Source organism: Pedobacter flavus (assembly GCF_036324285.1).
Taxonomy (GTDB): domain Bacteria; phylum Bacteroidota; class Bacteroidia; order Sphingobacteriales; family Sphingobacteriaceae; genus Pedobacter; species Pedobacter flavus.
In genome coordinates this window covers 1071459-1085627 of the sequence record NZ_JAZDQU010000002.1, presented here as the reverse complement: position 1 = coordinate 1085627, position 14169 = coordinate 1071459, and the positions used below count along the sequence as shown (strand labels likewise).

Here is a 14169-nt window from a genome sequence, read left to right as displayed (position 1 = left end):
TTTTAGTTAATGATAAAATATTCAATTTATAGTATGATTTTTTCAATTGGCATAACCACAATGCCTTCTGCACCTGCTTTTCTTAAGCTATTTATTTTTGGCCAAAAATCTGATTCTTGGATAACCGAATGAACCGCTAACCAACCTGGTTCGTGAAGTGGAACAATGGTTGGACTTTTAACACCTGGCAATAAATCGACAATTTTTTCTAGGTTGCCTTGGTGTGTATTTAGTACGACATACTTAGTATTTTTTGCTCTTAATACAGATTGAATTCTTTGCAGTAACTCTTCAATTAGGTGCGAGCTTTCATTGGTGTTTTTAGTTATCAGAACAGCTTCTGAACTTAACACATCGGCGAACGGAACTAATCCGTTACTTTTTAAAGTTGCTCCTGTAGAAACAATATCACAAATTGCATCAGACAATCCTAAACCAGGTCCAATTTCTACCGATCCAGAGATGGTTCTAATATTAGCTTTGATATTATTTTTATCTAAATAATCTTGTAGAATGATTGGATAGGAAGTAGCAATGGTTTTATTTTCCAGTTCGGCTATATCACTAATTAATTCATCTTTTTTAACCGCAATTTTCAGCGTACATTTTCCGAATCCTAGCTTTTGAAGTGTATGTGTAGAAACTTTTGTTTCAGCAATTACGTTTTCGCCCACAATACCCAAATCAGCAATTCCGTCTTGCACATATTCTGGAATATCGTCGTCCCTTAAAAACAGTATTTCTAATGGGAAATTGGTAACTTTAGATATAAGCGAACTTTTGTAATTTTCGAAATTTAGGCCACAATTTTTTAGTAGCTCAACAGATTTTTCATTTAGCCTACCAGATTTCTGGATAGCGATTTTAATCGTTTTCAAGATGTATAAAATTTAAAAAGGGGGAGTGTTAGGTAAAAAGATTAGTTAAAACAGAGTCTGCAACGATTGCTTATGCGCAATGATGATGGTTATGATGCAGATGATGATGTTTTAAAATATTTACCATAAAAGTTGCCAATAGATTGGCTTTTTGATGGGGCAAATATAATGCAAGGAATTTATAAATTGAAACTAATACATCAATTTTTTTTGTTTATAAAAAAATATTAACTTTGATTTTTAATGAATTTCATTAACCCAGGATTTCTATTTGCCCCTTTTTTAATCCAATTTGCGGTTATTTCTCATTTTTTTTCGCACTTAAATATTAATGCTAATCTAAGATTTAGTAAAACTCTTGGGAATTCAATTTTTGGTTGGATTACAACCTTATACCCAAATTTATACAATCGATCTTGGAGCGATGAATTGATTTATAGCAGCAACTTAATAATTGAAATTGATCCTGTTTTAGGTAATAAAAACGATATTGATGCGAAAAAGGGGAATTTACCATCTACATTTGTAGAAATTTTTAGTCAGTCATTACGCTTAATTGCAAAGCATTTTGGCATGGGACAGAAGAAACCAAGTTTGTTAAATTCAATTTGCTTTAATAATCATTGAAAATTAATTATTTAATAAAAAATCAATCCAAACCAACTCATGAATATACTTCTTAAAGGTGTTATCATTGCCGATTCAGAGAGTGCATTTAATTTACAAAAAGTAGATGTACGAATAGAAAAAGGTATTTATACTGAAATAGGAACATTGGATTTAAAATCTTCTGATAAAGAAGTTATCTCTGGCGGAGTGTTATCGCCAGGATTTTTCGATTTAAATGTTGTTGCTGGAGATCCTGGAATAGAAACCAAGGAAGATCTTGTAAGCTTACAGGCAGCAGCAAGTGCTGGAGGGTTTACAGGTGTAGCATTAATGCCAAATTCAAAGCCGGTAGTTCATAATAAATCTGCCGTAGAGTATATTTTAAATAGAACTAAGGAATTTCAGGTAGAAATACAACCTATAGGAGCTGTAAGCGTAAATGCCGAAGGAAAAGATTTAGCAGAACTTTACGATATGTTCATCGCTGGTGCAAAAGCATTTTCAGATGGCGTAAATCCAATACAAGATGCTGGATTTATGAGTAGGGCTATTCAATATGCAAATGGTTTTGGAGCGTTGATTTTTTCTTACCCTGAAAATCGAGAAATTGCAGGGAAGGCAATGATTAATGAAAGTAGCAATAGCGTAATGTTGGGAATGAAAGGAAATCCGGCATTGGCCGAAGAGTTGCATATCAGTAGAGATTTATTTTTGGCAGCTTATCATAATGCCCCAATTCATATTTCAACTATTTCCACTGCAGGATCTGTAGCTTTAATTAAAAAAGCTAAAAAAGAAGGCGTACAAGTTACCTGTGATGTTGCAGCTCATCATTTGCTGCTTACAGAAGAAGCTTTAAGTGATTTCGATAGTAATTATAAAGTTAAACCTCCATTAAGAGGAAAAGCTGATGTAAAAGCATTAATTGCCGGCTTAAAAGATGGAACTATTGATGCCATTACATCCCAACACACACCACATGAGATAGAATTTAAGGCGGTTGAATTTGAAGTAGCCGCTTATGGCATGATTGGTTTACAAACCGTGTTGCCAATTTTGTTAAAAGCTGGCTTAAGCTATGAACTCATAGCTGAGAAATTAGGGAAAAGTCCGAGAAAAATATTAAAATTAGAAACATCATCAATAAACTTAGATTCAAAAGCTAACTTTGTATTGTACCAACCAGATAAAAAATGGTTGTATGATACATCAAATAATTATTCTAAGTCTTCGAATTCGCCTTTCTTAAATCAAGAATTAACAGGAAAAGTAATCGCAACCTATCACCAAAAACAATTAAAACGTTATGAATAAGGCAGTAGAAAAAGCTTTAAAAGCATCAATCAAGAAATTTGCAGAGATAGAAAAAATCGATAGTCAGAATTTCTTAAATCAAATTTTAGAGGTTTTTAATTGGGAAGGAAATTTTCTTGAGAAGACAGATAAATTTGATGCTGTATTTGAATCTAATGAAGGTTTCGAAGAATTAAAAGAAGTTTATTTCGATTTAATGATGATAAATTTCTTTACTGCTGATGCAGCAAAATTGGAAGCAGATTATTTGGATAGCGAAGAGTGGGCAGATATTGAAGAGCAAACTTTAGATCGTGGTACAGAGTTCTTAAACCTTCTTTTATATGTGAATGAATGTAAAGATGAGCATATTCAACCCAGTTTAGACGACTTTTTAAAGGAGTTTTTATTGGTTGATGAGGACGAATTTCAAGATGAATTCCATATTTATGAAGATTTAATCAGCAATCAAGCATTAGCTGAATCAAGTATCGAAGATATTTGTAATAATGCTGGACTTATGAATTTAAATGAAGAAATGGAAGAATTATTTGTTCCATTTATGTGCTTTTTTAACCAACCAAATATTGATGAAAAATCTATTGAGGAGTTAGAGAAGTTTAGCAATAATGCATCATTTGATGTTGCACTTTATACATTAATTGTTAATTTTAATAAAATTTAACAAACTTATTTATGGAAACAGTGAAAACAAATGCTAATAATGAAGCATTAAAAAATGGCTTGGGCTTAGGCTTATGCATGTTATTTTTAACCATTCTTTCAACTTACATTATTGTAGGTACAGACTCTTTATTAACCTTAACCCTTGCACCAATAATTATTAGTATAATTATCCCTATAGTTATATCAATATTCTTTACTAAGGATTTAAGAAAGAAGGTAGGAGGTTATTGGACATTTAAAGAAGCCGTATCTAAAATCTTTATTATGTTTTTAATTTCTTTTGCTATTTCTACAGCAGGAAATGTTGTTTACAGTAAATATATTTCACCGGGTTTACAAGAGCGATTACAAGATAATATTGAAGGATTAACTTCTACAATGATGTTAGATCAAGGTATGGAATCTGATGTTGTTGATACTCAAATTCAAAAAATGCGTGATGATTTCGATAAAAGAAATAACGGAACTTTTATGCAACAAGCTCAAGGATATTTAATTGCAATTATATTTGTTTTTATTATCTCTTTAATTTTTGCTGGAATTTTTAAAAAGAACCCTCCTTTATTTGTAAACGAGGATTAAAATATTTAGAATTTTAATAATTAAGCTGCACTTTATTAAAGTGCAGCTTTTTTTGTGAATTTTATTTACGTTAGAACATCAAAATGGTAATCTTCTAAATTTAATTTAGTCTTTAGATTAGGGTTTCCAAGAGCGAATAATGACTGGGGCTAGAAGATAAGCGGTTACAGTAAATTAGGAATAAAAATTGCTAATAATTCTACTGCACTCAACTATATGTTTTTTAATTATCTTTACAAATTCAGTATTTTTGCATAAATAAGCATCTTAACTCTATAAATGAATATTTCCATTATCATCCCGCTCTATAATGAGGAGGAATCATTGCCCGAATTAATCAGTTGGATTAATAAGGTAATGTTAGCCCATCAATACACCTATGAGGTAATTATGATTGATGATGGTAGTACGGATAGTTCCTGGAAGGTAATAAATCAACTTAAAGCTGAAAACTCATCAGTTAGAGGTATAAAATTTAGACGTAATTATGGTAAATCGGCTGCTTTAAATGTTGGATTTGAAGCTGCAAATGGCGAAGTAGTAATTACTATGGATGCCGATTTACAAGATAGTCCTGATGAAATTCCAGTTTTATACAAAAGAATAAAAGAAGAAGGTTACGATTTAGTTTCTGGTTGGAAAAAGAAAAGATACGATCCAATTACCAAAACCATACCTACCAAATTGTTTAATGCCGCAACTAGAAAGATGAGCGGAATTCATTTAAACGATTTTAACTGCGGACTAAAAGCTTACCGTAAAGATGTTATTAAAACCATTGAAGTTTATGGCGAAATGCATCGTTATATCCCAGTTATTGCTAAATGGGCAGGGTTCAAAAAAATTGGAGAACAAGTTGTAGAGCATCGCGCAAGAAAATATGGTGTAACAAAGTTTGGGTTAAGCAGATTTATTAACGGTTTCCTTGATTTATTATCAATATTTTTTGTTGGTAAGTTCGGTAAGCGACCTATGCACTTTTTTGGTGCAATTGGTGTTCTAAGTTTCTTCTTGGGTATGATAATGACCTTGTGGATTATTGGTGTGAAATTATATCATGTTTGGGCACATATTCCTTATAAAAGGGAAATTACTGAACAACCCTTGTTTTACTTAGCTTTAGTAGCCATAATATTAGGTTCACAGATGTTTTTAGCGGGATTTGTGGCTGAATTAGTAACTAGAAATGCCCCTGAGAGAAATGCTTATTTAATTGAATCTGAAATCTAAATCAAGGTGTTCTTTTCTATCATCATACCACTTTATAATAGACCTCAAGAAATTTTAGAGCTATTAGAAACCTTAGTTATACAAACCTATACACAGTTTGAAGTAATTATAATTGAAGATGGTTCCAAATTAGATGCTCGGGAAATTGCGGATCAATTTAAAAATAGATTAGATCTTCATTATTATTTTAAAGAGAACGGCGGACAAGGTTTTGCAAGAAATTATGGATTTGAGAGAGCTAAAGGCGATTATTTCATAATTTTTGATTCAGATTGCTTAATTCCAGAAGATTACTTGGAAATAGTTTGTAATTATTTATATGAACATCCTTTAGATGCTTTTGGTGGTCCAGATGCAGCGCATAAAAGTTTTACACCCTTACAAAAAGCGATTAGTTATGCCATGACTTCTCCATTTACAACTGGAGGAATTAGGGGAAATAAAAAGCATTTGGGTCAGTTTCATCCCCGAAGTTTCAACATGGGTGTGTCGAGAAAAGTTTATGAAACAGTAGGCGGATTTAAATTAACTAGGTTAGGTGAAGATATCGAATATAGTATTAGAATTCATAATGCTGGTTTTAAAATAGGCTTAATTCCTAATGCTAAGGTTTATCATAAACGCAGAACTAGTTTATCTCAATTCTATAAACAGTTGCATTTTTTTGGTCGAGCCAGAATAAATATCTATAAACATTTCCCATCAGAGCTTAAACCTGTTCATTTTTTTCCAGCAATTTTTACTGTAGGTTTTGCAATATTAATTCTGTTAAACTTATTTGGATGCAAATTAGCTTATTTAGGGAATGCTATATTAGGTTTCTATTTTTCACTTTTATTTTTACACTCATTCTATATAAATAAATCATTTAAAATCGCAATTTTGAGTATTGCTGCTGCTTTTATTCAGTTAACAGCTTATGGATTAGGCTTTATTCAAGATTTTGTTAAAAGAGTGGTTTTTAAAAAATAATTCTATAATTATTTAAATTATGATTCAATATTTAAAGGAAAGTACATTTATTGTTAAGGATGTAATAATGCAAGCATGGGCAGTAACACGCGATAATTATTTTTCTATCGCCACCTTTTGTTTCATGTTGTTTATAACGTTCTCTACTTCTACTTTTTTGGCTTTTTTTATGGGTCAATTGCATATAGGAGTAAGAGTGGTAATGCTAATTATCTTTATGATTTTATATTGTATGGTTCATTTATCGCTAATTAAGTACATTTTTAAAGTATTAGATAGTAAAGATGTTCAGCCTCAGATTATAGAAACTTTGCCAACCAGAAATGAAATTATCCGATTTTTAATCGGGACTTTATATTTTGGGTTAAGTATATTTTTTGTTGGAATTGCTTTGTTTCCGGTTCTTTATATTTTGGATTTCGTTTTGCGTTTAGCCGTAGATGCAGGCTTGATTGATAGCTTTACCCAAGTTGGGGATGTAATTGTGAAAATTGCTGTTGCTATAGCTGTAATCAGTATATTTTTTACTTTTATTAGAATTATATTTTTCCCGTTCTTTATCATAGATAAGGGAGCTTCTCCATTTGAATCTATAAAATTAAGTTTGGCAACCACGAAGGGAAATTTTATTAAACTCCTTTATATTTTAATAACCTTGGTGTTAATTCAAGTAATTGTTTTTGGATTTTTTTATTGGACTTTATCGGGTTTTAATATGATATCCATGTTTTTTAATTATGATATTAATTCCTATGTATCTCTTTTAGCTGCCATTTTTAGTTCATTTGTGGTGGTTCCGTTTACAACTTCATTGTTTTCTGTAGCTTATAGAAAAATTATGAACGAATATAAGGGAGAAGAACATCCAGATATATTGCATAATATTATTTAATATGGGTTTTAAAGCAGCTTTGAGTAAGCCGTTTGCGGCATGGGTAGTTCGTGGAATTGAGCGTAGAAAAAAAACAGCTAAGGAAGACCAATTGGCTATTATGCTGAAAAACGTAGCCTTGGCAAAAAATACTGCTTTTGGAAAAGATCACCATTTTTCTAAAATAAAAGACTATGAGTCATTTAAAAAGCATATTCCGATTAGGGATTATGAAGATTTAAAGCCTTATGTTGATAGAATGGTAAATGGTGAGGCCGATATCTTATGGGGTGGAAAGCCACAATATTTTGCTAAAACCAGTGGTACGACTTCTGGAGTAAAATATATTCCAATTTCTAAAGAATCTATGCCACAACATATTAAAGCTGCCAGAAATGCATTGTTAAATTATATTCATGAAACTGGAAAGGCCGACTTTGTAAATGGGAAGATGATATTTTTGCAAGGAAGTCCGGTTATGGATAAAAAGAATGGTGTTTTTGTTGGAAGACTTTCTGGTATAGTAGCGAATCATGTTCCAAATTATTTGCAAAAAAACAGATTGCCATCATTTAAAACCAATAGTATTGAAGACTGGGAAGAAAAAGTAGATGCTATAGTGGAGGAAACTATCCATCAAGATATGACCCTTATTTCGGGGATTCCACCTTGGGTGCAAATGTATTTCGACAGATTAACAGAAAAATCTGGTGGTAAGAAAATCAAGGATATTTTTAAGAACTTTAGTCTTTTTGTTTATGGCGGTGTCAATTTTGAGCCATACAGAGCGAAATTAGAAGAAAGTATAGGAAGAAAGATTGATTCCATAGAAACTTATCCAGCTTCTGAAGGATTTATCGCTTATCAGGATAAACAGGATGATAAAGGCCTCTTATTGCTCACCAATGCCGGTATATTTTTTGAATTTATTCCTGCTGAAGAATATTTTGATGAAAACCCAACCAGATTAAATATAACGGAGGTAGAGCTAGGTAAGAATTATGCATTAATAATGAACACAAATGCGGGATTATGGGGTTATAGTATTGGCGATACAGTTAAGTTTGTTTCCTTAAATCCATATAAAATTATAGTTTCTGGTCGTATTAAGCATTATATTTCTGCTTTTGGTGAACATGTAATAGGTGAAGAAGTAGAAAAGGCTATCTTATCTGTTGCCGAAGAAGAGAAAGTTGGAATCACAGAATTTACAGTGGCACCACAAGTTAATCCGCCAGTTGGCGATTTACCTTATCATGAATGGTTTGTCGAATTTTCTAATCCTCCAAAAGACTTAAATAATTTCGCTTTAAAAGTAGATAAAGCATTGCAAGTACAAAATATTTATTATTTTGACTTAATTGAAGGAAAGATTTTACAACCTTTAAAAATGGTAAGTTTGCCAAAAGGGAGTTTTGTGAATTATATGAGAAGTGAGGGGAAATTGGGTGGACAAAACAAAGTTCCTCGTTTATCAAACGATAGAAATATTGTAGATAAATTGGGGTAATCTTACTAAGTGCGTAATAGAAAATAACATCAACAAGAATTAATTAGAAATTACATTTGAAACATATATCTATACTTGGATCAACGGGTTCAATAGGCACACAGGCTTTGGAGGTTGTTCGGGATAATGCAGATTTATATACGATTGATGCATTAACTGCTCAAGAGAATTATAAATTATTAATAGAACAGGCATTAGAGTTTAAACCGAAACTAGTTGTAATTGGTAATACAGATCATTTCGATAAAGTAAAAATGAGTTTGCCTGATTTCGAAGTACAAACAGGTAAATCTGGACTTTTAAATGCTGTAAATTTACCATCAACTACCATCGTATTAACTGCATTGGTTGGTGCTGCGGGATTAGAACCTACAATTACAGCTATAAAAGCCGGAAAAAATATCGCATTAGCAAACAAAGAAACTTTAGTGGTTGCAGGTGAGTTAATTATGGGATTAGCTACATCGCATAACGTGGAAATAATTCCAGTTGATTCTGAGCATTCAGCATTATTCCAATGCTTGGTAGGAGAAGATTATAATACAATTGAAAAAATATATTTAACTGCTTCTGGCGGACCGTTTTTAGGCAAGGATTTAAATTACTTAGCTACAGTTAGTAAGGAACAAGCCCTTAAACATCCTAATTGGGCAATGGGTGCTAAAATAACTATCGATTCGGCTTCATTAATGAATAAGGGATTGGAAGTAATTGAAGCAAAATGGTTGTTTGGTTTAAAGCCAGAACAAATTGATGTTATTGTACATCCACAATCTATTATACATTCTATTGTTCAGTTTAAAGATGGTTCAATGAAAGCGCAAATGGGCTTACCTGATATGAAATTGCCTATTCATTATGCGTTAAACTATCCTCATAGAATTACAACAAGTTTCCCGAGGTTTAATTTTATAGATTTTCCTACTTTAAGTTTTCTTAAACCAGATAGGGAAGTGTTTGCGAATTTAGGTTTAGCTTATCAAGCTATGGAAAAGGGAGGGAACATGCCAACTATTTTAAATGCAGCGAATGAAGTAGCTGTGGAGGCCTTTTTGAAGGATAAAATAGGCTTCTTAGAAATGAGTAATTTGATAAAAAAATGTATGGAAGAAGTTGAATTTAATGTAACTTCATCGATTGAGAATTTTGTAGATAGCGACAAAAAGACACGTATTTTTGCCGAAAAATTACTGAATTCGTAACAGTATAAATAAAAAAGATTCTAACTATATTCGGCATTTAAAATGTCGACACTAAAAAATAAGAAATAAAGAATGGATGGATTGATTATGGCGGGCCAGCTGTTGCTGGGGTTATCAATATTAGTTATTTTACATGAGCTAGGACACTTCTTAGCAGCAAGAGCATTTGGTATTAAAGTAGAAAAGTTTTATCTGTTTTTCGATGCATACGGAATAAAGCTTTTCAAATTTAAATATGGAGATACAGAATATGGTATAGGATGGCTACCATTGGGTGGTTATGTTAAAATTGCAGGTATGATAGACGAATCTATGGATACCGAGCAAATGGAACAACCTATTCAACCATGGGAATTTAGAGCTAAACCCGCTTGGCAACGTTTAATTGTGATGTTGGGTGGAATTATTGTTAACATTATTGTTGGCTGCGTGATATTTTGGATCATGACGTTTAAGTACGGTCAAACTTATACACCCAACTCATCAGTTGTTAACGGAATTCATGCTGGTCCGGTAGGAAAAGAAATTGGATTACAAAATGGCGATAAAATTATAGCTATTAATGGTCAGAAAGTACTTCGTTTCGAAGAAATTAAAAGCTCTAAGGTACTTTTAGATAAAACTACTTTAACTGTTGTTAGAGGAAATAAAACCTTATACGTTAAAGTTCCAGATGATTTTCTTAATAAAATTGCTGATGCTAAAGGTTTATTTGTAGAGCCTAGATTAACATCAACAATTGATTCCATTATACCAAATTCTGCTTCTGCAAAAGCGGGTTTGATGAAGGGCGATAAGATTGTCTCTATAAATGGCAAGAAAGTTAATTTCCAAGATCAAGTGAAAGAAATTATAACAGCTAATAAGAATTCTACAGCCAAGATTGCAGTTTTAAGAAATAATGATGTTCAAAATTTCAATGTACGTATAGATTCTTTGGGAACCATAGGTTACTACCCATTTATTGGTGAAATTAAGCGAGAGACAACACATTTTGGATTTTTTGAAGCATTTCCTATTGGCGTTAAAATGGCGGCTAATAGTTTCATGGATAACGTAAAAGGCATTGGTAAAATTCTTAAAGGTGATGCAAGTGCAAGAAATATAAGCAGTCCGATTGGTATTGCTAAAATATATGGATCTGAATTTGATTGGATTAATTTCTGGAGTTTAACAGCTTTAATTTCAATTGGACTAGCGTTTATGAATTTATTGCCAATTCCGGCTTTAGATGGCGGACATGTTGTATTCTTATTAATTGAAATGATTAAAGGAAGTCCAGTTAGTGATGTAATTATGGAAAAAGCACAAATTGCTGGATTCTTAATACTTATTTCACTAATGATATTTGCATTTGGTAACGATATATTGAAATTCTTTGGCATTTAAATCCATATAGTAATGAAGAATTTCTTTGAACTTTATGATTTGCCTGTTTCTTTTTCGCCAGACCCTGCAATTGTAAAAAAGCAGTATTATGCGTTGAGTAAAAAATATCATCCTGATTTTTATGCAAATCAATCTGCAGAAATACAGGAAGAAGTATTGCAATTATCTACAGAAAACACCAAAGCTTATCAAACTTTTAGCGATAAAAAAAGGCTTATAGAGTATGTATTGCAATTATTAGGCGCTATTAAAGAAGAAGAGCATTATAATTTACCTCAAGATTTTCTTATAGAAATGATGGAAATAAATGAAAAACTTATGGATTTGCAGTTTGATCCTAATGTAGAAGAACTGCAAAAAGTTAAATCCCTAATTTCTAAATTTGAAGCAGGTTTAAACGATGAATTGAACCTTCATACTAATGACTTTGATGTTGTAGATGAAGATCATAAACAGGTAAAATTATCTAAAATTAAAGATCTTTATTATCGCTCTAAGTATCTTGCGCGTTTAAATGAAACCCTAACTAAAATGGGTTAATTATTTAAGCTATTCTAAAAACTAAAATGGGATTACTATCATTATTTAAAAAAGTTGCCATCTGGGAAGGTGTGTCTAACGTATTGTTGTTTTTTGTGGCTATGCCCTTAAAATACTTAGCAGATATGCCTTTAATGGTTACTTATGTGGGTTGGGCACATGGACTACTTTTTGTGGTTTATATAGCTATGTTTTTCGTGTTGTGGTCAAAATTAAAATGGCCATTTTGGAAAGCATCATTAATAGGTGGAGCTTCTTTAATTCCATTCGCTACTTTTTGGGTAGAGAAGAAGTATTTGTAAAATAGCTTAATCTTGTTCTATTTCTGTTTTTTGATTTTGTTGAGTAAACTTCCTTAAATGCATACTGTTGATTAAGTTTTTCTGTTTGTTTCAGGGATCAATCTGAACTATAAAGCTTGCTGTTTTATGAATCAGGCTTGAACATTGAGGAGGTGTAATTTAAAATTATGTTGCTTAAATGCAAATTATTAATCAAAGCATTCTGCGCCTGATAAAGGTTTAGTTTTTGTTTTTTTGTAGAACAAAATGCTTATTATTATGTTGGAAATTAAGTAAATATTAATTTTTTTATGAATATTTAGTATCATTTAATTTTTTCATTTACCGTTTACTTTCTAAAGGATAAATACAAAATTCAATATCCACTCTTAATATATATAAAAAAATCAATAGATTTTTTATTTTTGATTCCCTTAAGAACTTAAAAATTAAATAGTTATATTTATTTTAAAGTATTTCCTACTTCAGATGAAAAAATCATTTTTACTCCTTTTGTCAATATTTTTTTGTTTTAACACTTATGCTCAAGAAAAGCTAAGCTTTGTTCTACCTTCTAATACCAACCAGACCATAGAGTATTCCGGTTCTGTAATTAACGGTAAAGCAAATGGGTATGGCGAAGGTATAATTAAATATATGGGCAAACCTGGAGGTACATATAAAGGAAATTGGAAGGATAATTATTTTCACGGTCAAGGAACACTTGATTACAGTCATGTAAATGCGCCAAAAGGAGATAAATATGAAGGAGATTGGGCTTATGGTAAATTTCATGGTAAAGGAACTTATTTTTATCTGATTGGTGATAAATATATCGGGGAATTTGTAAACGGACAAAAGAGTGGAAAAGGAAGTTATTTCTGGAAAAGCGGAAGTAAATATGAAGGAGAATGGCAAGGGGGATATCGTACCGGATATGGGAAATACTCCTATGCAAACGGAAAGGTAGAGGAAGGTTTATTTGATAAGAATAAATATTTAGGAAGTAATTCAAAAGTAGAAGCGGTTCCAGTAGATAACGTTAATAAAACCAATAAGACTGAAGTTACGTTAAAATCAGTTGGAAAGCTTATTTTAAATGTGGGAACCTATGAAGGTGAAATAGAGAATGGAAAAGCTAGTGGAAAAGGAAAAATGATTTATAATGATGGCAGGGTATTGGATGGAATATTTCAAAATAATTTGCCAAATGGAAAAGGTAAAATGATATTGGCTTCGGGGAAAGTAGTTTATGAAGGCGATTATTTAAATGGGCAACCTAATGGAAAAGGTAAATTTTGGTATGAAAATGGAAATGTTTATGAGGGCGATTTTGTAAAGGGTTTGAAGCAGGGAAAGGGGGTTTATATTTTTAAAAACGGCTCTATTTATGAGGGCGATTTTAATTATAATAATATGGAAGGCATGGGTAAGATGAAGTATATTAATAATATGATTTACGAAGGACCATTTAAAAATGGATATGAAAATGGATTTGGTACTGTAACTTCTTCTTCTGGTGATATTTATAAAAGTGAATTTTATAACGGAAAATGTACAGGTATAGGTACTGTGACCTATAAAAACGGTAATAGATATCAAGGAGAACTTGTTTCATTTGTAATTGGAGGACTTCCAGTTCCTATTAATGGAATTACTTATTATCCAAACGGGGATTTTTTCGAAGGCAAACATAGTCTGTTTGGAGAGTATAAAGGAACCTTGTATTATAAGTCATCAGGAAAAAGATACGAAGGAATTTTAGACAAAGGTTTGCCTAATGGGAAAGGTATCTTGTACGATAAATCGGGAAAAATTTTAAATAGTGGATGTTGGAAAAAAGGAGTTTTTGATCCTCTGGATAAAAGTTGTGGTGATTAAAACTATTTATTAATGAAAATTATAGTCAATAATTACTTTTATTGTAATTCTTTTAAAGTTATTGAGATATTAAAATTAAGGTTGATCAGATTTAATTCAGCTAAATAATAATTGCGATAAAACAAAGTTTTTTTGAAGAATAAATTTTAATTTCAACTTAAAAACCCAAGATTCTAATTGTTTTATTAAAAAAGATAGTAAATAACGTAATTCTCAATATTAATTGTTTAGATAAATAGATACG

General features: G+C 31.5%; 14 protein-coding genes. 13 read left to right on the top strand and 1 reads right to left on the bottom strand.

Features of this window, described 5'->3' with window-relative positions; all coding sequences use genetic code 11:
• Positions 1–26: 26 nt before the first annotated feature.
• Positions 27–878: an ATP phosphoribosyltransferase gene (gene hisG / locus VRU49_RS11000; protein ID WP_330146834.1), complete on the bottom strand. Its 852-nt coding sequence runs from the start codon at positions 876–878 to the stop codon at positions 27–29.
• Between the two features lie 243 nt (positions 879–1121).
• Between hisG and VRU49_RS10995 the strand changes: the two genes are divergently transcribed.
• From VRU49_RS10995 to VRU49_RS10935, 13 genes are all read left to right on the top strand, one after another.
• On the top strand, positions 1122–1505 hold the full coding sequence (locus VRU49_RS10995; protein WP_330146833.1) for a hypothetical protein: 384 nt from the start codon (positions 1122–1124) through the stop codon (positions 1503–1505).
• Positions 1506–1544: 39 nt separating this feature from the next.
• A complete protein-coding gene (locus VRU49_RS10990; protein WP_330146832.1) occupies positions 1545–2801 on the top strand; it encodes a dihydroorotase in 1257 nt (418 codons plus the stop codon).
• Positions 2794–3465 carry a hypothetical protein gene (locus tag VRU49_RS10985; RefSeq protein WP_330146831.1) on the top strand — a complete coding sequence of 224 codons (672 nt, stop codon included), beginning with the start codon at positions 2794–2796 and terminating at the stop codon, positions 3463–3465. The genes VRU49_RS10990 and VRU49_RS10985 overlap by 8 nt, the downstream gene beginning before the upstream one ends.
• 11 nt (positions 3466–3476) lie before the next feature.
• A complete protein-coding gene (locus VRU49_RS10980; protein WP_330146830.1) occupies positions 3477–4049 on the top strand; it encodes a DUF4199 domain-containing protein in 573 nt (190 codons plus the stop codon).
• A gap of 279 nt (positions 4050–4328) precedes the next feature.
• Positions 4329–5279, top strand: coding sequence for a glycosyltransferase family 2 protein (locus VRU49_RS10975; RefSeq protein WP_330146829.1), 951 nt, complete (start codon positions 4329–4331; stop codon positions 5277–5279).
• Between the two features lie 6 nt (positions 5280–5285).
• The gene (locus VRU49_RS10970) at positions 5286–6251 is read left to right on the top strand and encodes a glycosyltransferase family 2 protein (RefSeq protein ID WP_330146828.1); all 966 of its coding nucleotides are present in this window, start codon (positions 5286–5288) and stop codon (positions 6249–6251) included.
• A gap of 19 nt (positions 6252–6270) precedes the next feature.
• Positions 6271–7143 carry a hypothetical protein gene (locus tag VRU49_RS10965; protein ID WP_330146827.1) on the top strand — a complete coding sequence of 291 codons (873 nt, stop codon included), beginning with the start codon at positions 6271–6273 and terminating at the stop codon, positions 7141–7143.
• A gap of 1 nt (position 7144) precedes the next feature.
• On the top strand, positions 7145–8632 hold the full coding sequence (locus VRU49_RS10960; protein WP_330146826.1) for a GH3 auxin-responsive promoter family protein: 1488 nt from the start codon (positions 7145–7147) through the stop codon (positions 8630–8632).
• 56 nt (positions 8633–8688) lie between these two features.
• Positions 8689–9834 (top strand): 1-deoxy-D-xylulose-5-phosphate reductoisomerase, encoded by a 1146-nt coding sequence (locus VRU49_RS10955; RefSeq protein ID WP_330146825.1) that lies wholly within the window; start codon positions 8689–8691, stop codon positions 9832–9834.
• Between the two features lie 72 nt (positions 9835–9906).
• The gene (gene rseP, locus VRU49_RS10950; protein WP_330146824.1) at positions 9907–11223 is read left to right on the top strand and encodes an RIP metalloprotease RseP; all 1317 of its coding nucleotides are present in this window, start codon (positions 9907–9909) and stop codon (positions 11221–11223) included.
• Positions 11224–11235: 12 nt separating this feature from the next.
• Positions 11236–11763, top strand: a complete 528-nt coding sequence (locus tag VRU49_RS10945) for an iron-sulfur cluster co-chaperone HscB C-terminal domain-containing protein (RefSeq protein ID WP_330146823.1) — start codon at positions 11236–11238, stop codon at positions 11761–11763.
• A 26-nt stretch (positions 11764–11789) separates the two neighbouring features.
• Positions 11790–12065, top strand: coding sequence for a DUF3817 domain-containing protein (locus tag VRU49_RS10940; RefSeq protein ID WP_330146822.1), 276 nt, complete (start codon positions 11790–11792; stop codon positions 12063–12065).
• A 468-nt stretch (positions 12066–12533) separates the two neighbouring features.
• Positions 12534–13925 (top strand): MORN repeat-containing protein, encoded by a 1392-nt coding sequence (locus VRU49_RS10935; RefSeq protein WP_330146821.1) that lies wholly within the window; start codon positions 12534–12536, stop codon positions 13923–13925.
• Positions 13926–14169: the final 244 nt, after the last annotated feature.

Coding starts and splice junctions, on each gene's coding strand:
- VRU49_RS10995 (WP_330146833.1), top strand. CDS start 1,122: ATGAATTTCATTAACCCAGGATTTCTATTTGCCCCTTTTTTAATCCAA.
- VRU49_RS10990 (WP_330146832.1), top strand. CDS start 1,545: ATGAATATACTTCTTAAAGGTGTTATCATTGCCGATTCAGAGAGTGCA.
- VRU49_RS10985 (WP_330146831.1), top strand. CDS start 2,794: ATGAATAAGGCAGTAGAAAAAGCTTTAAAAGCATCAATCAAGAAATTT.
- VRU49_RS10980 (WP_330146830.1), top strand. CDS start 3,477: ATGGAAACAGTGAAAACAAATGCTAATAATGAAGCATTAAAAAATGGC.
- VRU49_RS10975 (WP_330146829.1), top strand. CDS start 4,329: ATGAATATTTCCATTATCATCCCGCTCTATAATGAGGAGGAATCATTG.
- VRU49_RS10965 (WP_330146827.1), top strand. CDS start 6,271: ATGATTCAATATTTAAAGGAAAGTACATTTATTGTTAAGGATGTAATA.
- VRU49_RS10960 (WP_330146826.1), top strand. CDS start 7,145: ATGGGTTTTAAAGCAGCTTTGAGTAAGCCGTTTGCGGCATGGGTAGTT.
- rseP (WP_330146824.1), top strand. CDS start 9,907: ATGGATGGATTGATTATGGCGGGCCAGCTGTTGCTGGGGTTATCAATA.
- VRU49_RS10945 (WP_330146823.1), top strand. CDS start 11,236: ATGAAGAATTTCTTTGAACTTTATGATTTGCCTGTTTCTTTTTCGCCA.
- VRU49_RS10940 (WP_330146822.1), top strand. CDS start 11,790: ATGGGATTACTATCATTATTTAAAAAAGTTGCCATCTGGGAAGGTGTG.
- VRU49_RS10935 (WP_330146821.1), top strand. CDS start 12,534: ATGAAAAAATCATTTTTACTCCTTTTGTCAATATTTTTTTGTTTTAAC.